Origin of the sequence: Anabaena sp. UHCC 0253 (genome assembly GCF_009712085.1) — a bacterium.
Lineage (GTDB): Bacteria > Cyanobacteriota > Cyanobacteriia > Cyanobacteriales > Nostocaceae > Dolichospermum.
In genome coordinates this window covers 29,334-33,837 of sequence record NZ_VILD01000014.1, presented here as the reverse complement: position 1 = coordinate 33,837, position 4,504 = coordinate 29,334, and the positions used below count along the sequence as shown (strand labels likewise).

4 protein-coding genes are annotated in these 4,504 nt (G+C 35.0%); 1 reads left to right on the top strand and 3 read right to left on the bottom strand.

Features of this window, described 5'->3' with window-relative positions; translation table 11 throughout:
* The coding region (locus FJR38_RS25930; protein ID WP_217360063.1) for a hypothetical protein at nucleotides 1-479 on the top strand (479 nt) is incomplete at its 5' end.
* 338 nt (nucleotides 480-817) lie between these two features.
* Here FJR38_RS25930 and FJR38_RS25925 read toward each other — a convergent pair.
* The 3 genes from FJR38_RS25925 to FJR38_RS25915 form a co-directional block, all read right to left on the bottom strand.
* Complete coding sequence (locus FJR38_RS25925) at nucleotides 818-2,122, bottom strand: DNA polymerase III subunit gamma/tau (protein ID WP_168540356.1); 1,305 nt, start codon at nucleotides 2,120-2,122, stop codon at nucleotides 818-820.
* Nucleotides 2,123-2,322: 200 nt separating this feature from the next.
* The gene (gene dnaN, locus FJR38_RS25920; protein WP_168540354.1) at nucleotides 2,323-3,786 is read right to left on the bottom strand and encodes a DNA polymerase III subunit beta; all 1,464 of its coding nucleotides are present in this window, start codon (nucleotides 3,784-3,786) and stop codon (nucleotides 2,323-2,325) included.
* 279 nt (nucleotides 3,787-4,065) lie between these two features.
* Nucleotides 4,066-4,371 (bottom strand): hypothetical protein, encoded by a 306-nt coding sequence (locus FJR38_RS25915; RefSeq protein WP_168540352.1) that lies wholly within the window; start codon nucleotides 4,369-4,371, stop codon nucleotides 4,066-4,068.
* Nucleotides 4,372-4,504 lie beyond the last annotated feature (133 nt).

Sequence of the window (4,504 nt, the reverse complement as noted above, 5' to 3'; positions counted from 1 at the left end):
AGATTGATAATATATTTGAAGACCCAGAAAGGATGTGGAATGGACTTACCCATATTAAACCTACTTTAGAACACGTGATAGATAGATGGTTTAGAAACCGTCAAGACAAGCAAGGTGCTTTAGTTGTTATTTATACAGATGGTAGTCTAAGTGATGAGAAAGCATTCGTAGAGCTAATTCGAGAAACTTGTCTAAAAATTGATAATCACACAGAGATCAAGATTTTAATACTAGGATTTGGAAGTGAGATTGAACAAAAACCAAAGGTAATTGACTTCTACGTGGGAGTAGATATAAACTATCATAAATTCAAACACAATATTGTCATTTTTGATTTGATCAATGAAATGACAGAGGGAATTATTCCTGCATTTGTACGTCAATTAGGAGACAATCCAGAAAAAGGATTGGCTATGTGGGTAAAACAAAAACAGGAGTATTCAACAGTATATGAAAAATACAAGCACTGTATTGAATGAAAATTGAGATTTAATACAGCACGTTAGAGTATTATTCATGATCTTGAGCCTCAGTTGATTCCTAATTCTGAATAGGATTTGGCTTACTGGATAGAGAGAGATTATCCAAATGTGTACAAAAAGCACACTCAAGGTTAATAGAGAGTAAGAATGAATATAAGGCATTGCTGAATTGGGGTATGATTTTTGAAAGTAGAGACGTTTCATAGAAATTTCATGGAACGTCTCTACAAAGATATTGAATGAATGCAAAATTATTTTCATCTTTAAAATCAGCAACGCCTAAATTCTCAATGAGATAAAAATCAGATAAGATTGCTATACCAATTCATAGAATGTTATCGAGAAGAGGATAACTGTTGTACCGTTTCCACCCAAATAGGAGCTTTTTTTCCATTGACTGGAATCAAAGAATTCCAATGTTTTTGTAGGGATTCAAGACTCATATTTGGTAATTTCTGTTGTCCCCAAGCGATCGCATCAGCAGGTGTTTTCCAATTCGTCCAAGGGGGATTTTCAGCAATGGGAATAAATTGACTCGAATCTTTAGAATTAGCAGCAGGTAGTAAACCTAAAATAGCAACCTCTAACCATAACTGTGGTTGAGTAGATAATTTTACCTGCGCTTCACATTGTCTCAAGTGTTGCTGTGCTGCTAAGATAGTTGTAGTCTCCCAATCTTTAGCTATTTGACACAATTGTTGCCAAGTATCTTCAGTTAGCATCACCATTTCCTTACTGCTAGGAGATGTTTTAGCAATCAACATATCTCGATAAAAGCTGGTGAGATTTTGCAGAATCACTAAAGGTTCTTTCCCCCATTCCAACAAATTCCGAATAATGGTAATTACTGAATCACTGTCATTTTCAGCAATTCTTTCCACCATTGTTAGCAATTCATATTCAGGCACATTTCCCACCATTTCCCATACCCAATTTTGGTCAATGGTGATATTTAGTAAACTCAATTGATCCAGTAAACATTGACTATCCCGGAAACAACCAGAAGAGATTTGTGCTACCAGACGTAATGCTTCTGGAGTAATATCAATTAATTCCTCATTCACAATTTGGTTGAGATTTTGGACCATATCCTCCACACCAATTCTTTTAAAATCGAACCTTTGACAACGAGAAATTATTGTTGCAGGAACTTTGTGAATTTCTGTGGTGCAGAGGATAAATACTACATTTTTTGGTGGTTCTTCCAAAGTTTTGAGTAAAGCTTGAAATCCTTGTGAACTGAGGCTATGCACTTCATCTAAAACAAACACCTTGTAGCGGCTGTTGACAGGTATAATGTGGGTGCGGTCAATAATTTGTCTGATATTTTCAACACCAGAGTTACTAGCAGCATCTATTTCTACCACATCCAGGGATAAGCCTTTAGAGATGCTAGTACATGAATTGCACTGGCCGCAGGGTGTGGGAGTAGGAAAATCACCATGTTGACAATTGAGAGATTTGGCAAAAATGCGGGCGCTGGAAGTCTTACCTGTACCTCTGGGACCAGTGAAGAGGTATGCCGGGGCAATTCGTTGGGATGTGATAGCATTGGTGAGAGTAGTTGCGATCGCTCTTTGACCAACAAGTTCAGTAAAGGACTGAGGGCGATATTTCAGGTGAAGTGGTTGATATACCATGTTTTTCAAAAGCAGATATGTTGAATTTCCCCAAGTTCATGTATTAGTAATAAACTTGGGGTGTGAGTAGTTTTTGGTGTGGTTGTTAAAAACAGATTTGATATAACGAACCACAGAGGCACAGAGTACACAGAGACAAGAAAGTTTAAGAGAGATTTTTGAACTTTTGACTGACAAGTATTGAGATGTGCTTAGTAAATCTAAACCACTACAATTTTTGATTCAGTTATCCTATGCAGCAGCAACTTTCTTTTTCTTCCTCTAGTTTTGTGAGTAGAATTTGCAGAAGTTTGAGAATTAGTTTTAGTGTTTGCTGTGTTTTTCTGTGGAGAAGAATCAGTTTTTATCACATCATTTTTATTCTTGATATCTTCTTCTGCTTCCTCTGTCTCAGCAGCTATATTTATTTCCTCTTTTACTTCATTTTTTGATGCAATATTTGCTGTAATGTTAACCTCCTTTTCATCATCTGAAGTATGTTCTTCCATAGCGGTGCTGTTATTACCAATAAGTTGAACCGGCATCACCAGAATTAATTGATTGAGAATACCATCAACAGGAGTAATAACCACAGGAGTTGTAGTTTGGTTGATATTAATTAATACCTCATTTGTAGGTAGAAATTTGAGAGCTTGTTCCATATATTTGATATTAAAACCCATGACTAATTGTTGCTGATAACCATCTTGGGGTTTAATATTCAAAGATTCCACAGCACCACCTATATCTGAAGATTCAGTAGATAAAGTTGCTTGTTGCTGCTGGTAGTCACAGATAATTTTGACAATCTTATTCTTTTGGTCAGCTACAATTCCCACTCTTTTTAGAGCATTATCAAACAATTTCCTATCAACAATAAATTGATGTTGAAATTGTCTTGGAATTAAAGCTGAATATTTGGGATAATCTCCTTCTAATAATCTGGTGGTAATTTGGATATTGGGTAATGTAAATACCGCAATACCATTGTCGATGTTAATAGTACATTCGCTGTTTTCCCCTACACTAACTAAAATCTTTTGTAATTCTATTAGTGTAGGTTGAGGAATTGTGACTTCTACTGTATTTGAATCAGCTTCAATTTGTGCATTTTCTGTCAATTGCTCATCTGTTTCTATCGTTCCAGAAACAACTGCTAACCGATGTCCATCTGTTGCTGCTGCTTCCCAACTACTATTAGTAAATTGGAAATGAACTCCAGCTAAAACTTGTTTATTTTCATCATGACTAGCAGCAAATAATGTTCCTTCTAATGCTTGTAACAACTTAATTGCTGGTAATATAATATTCTTACCTTCAATTTCTGGTAAAGATGGAAATTCTTGAGGACTAACTGTTTGAATTCGACATTTACCACAGGAGTGAGTAATAATTGCCGCATTATCTACAATTTCCAAAGTAATATCTTGTTTGGGAAGACTAGAAATTACTTGGGTGAATAATTTAGCAGGTAAAGCAATTTTACCTTCTAGTTCTATTCTAGATTTGCATTGAACGCGAATTCCTAAACTCAAATCAAAAGCAGTCACTAAAATTTCTTGTTCGTGCTTATCCGCAACCAATAATATATTGTTGAGAATAGGGTGATGAGGTTTGTTAGGTACAGCGTAACTAACCAAGTTAAGGGTATCAGCCAGGTCTTTTTGAGAAATTGTGAATTTCATAATTTTGGGTTACTTGATGTCAATAAAGCCATGAAATAAGAGGTGCTTAGTTTGTCACTAAACACCTTGATTCACCCTGTACTTTGTATACAGAGTAGTTATGTTCTGGAATTCATGTTTGGCAAGTTTCAATTAATCGCTAAAAACCATCAGTATCAAAGTTGTTAGCGTTTTATTACAGATGAAATTTTCTCAATTTTTACGATTTTTCATCATCTGCTTGGGTTGAAGTGGTAATTTATTACAAATCATTGTCTAAATCAATAAAAAAAGGTCTGTTTATAAACCTATTTCTACTGTGTGAGATTTACCGTTATTACTTGAAGAAACTGGGATGAGACTATGAGTATTTAACTGTTCAATCTCATTTGTAATTTGCTGTTGTCGTTGTTGAGCAAGAGATTGATAAATTTGTTGAAGAACTTTGATGGTTTCTCGTACTTGGTGAAGACAATCAGTATTAAAATTTATTGTAACTGTTTCTCCATCTTCAAAAAATGAACAAGATTGGTTATTACCATTGTTATATGAACTGACATAAGTGTCTTTGGTAATATTGGCTGTAAATGAATGAGATAGTTTCATAGTTTGATAGAGATTGTACAATTTTTAGCAAGAAAATATGATGATTTAATTGTATCGGCTCAATAAGTAGGGGTAACAGAGGAAAATAAGTGCAACGAGGTACACACAGTGTCATAGAATGGGAGACATGACA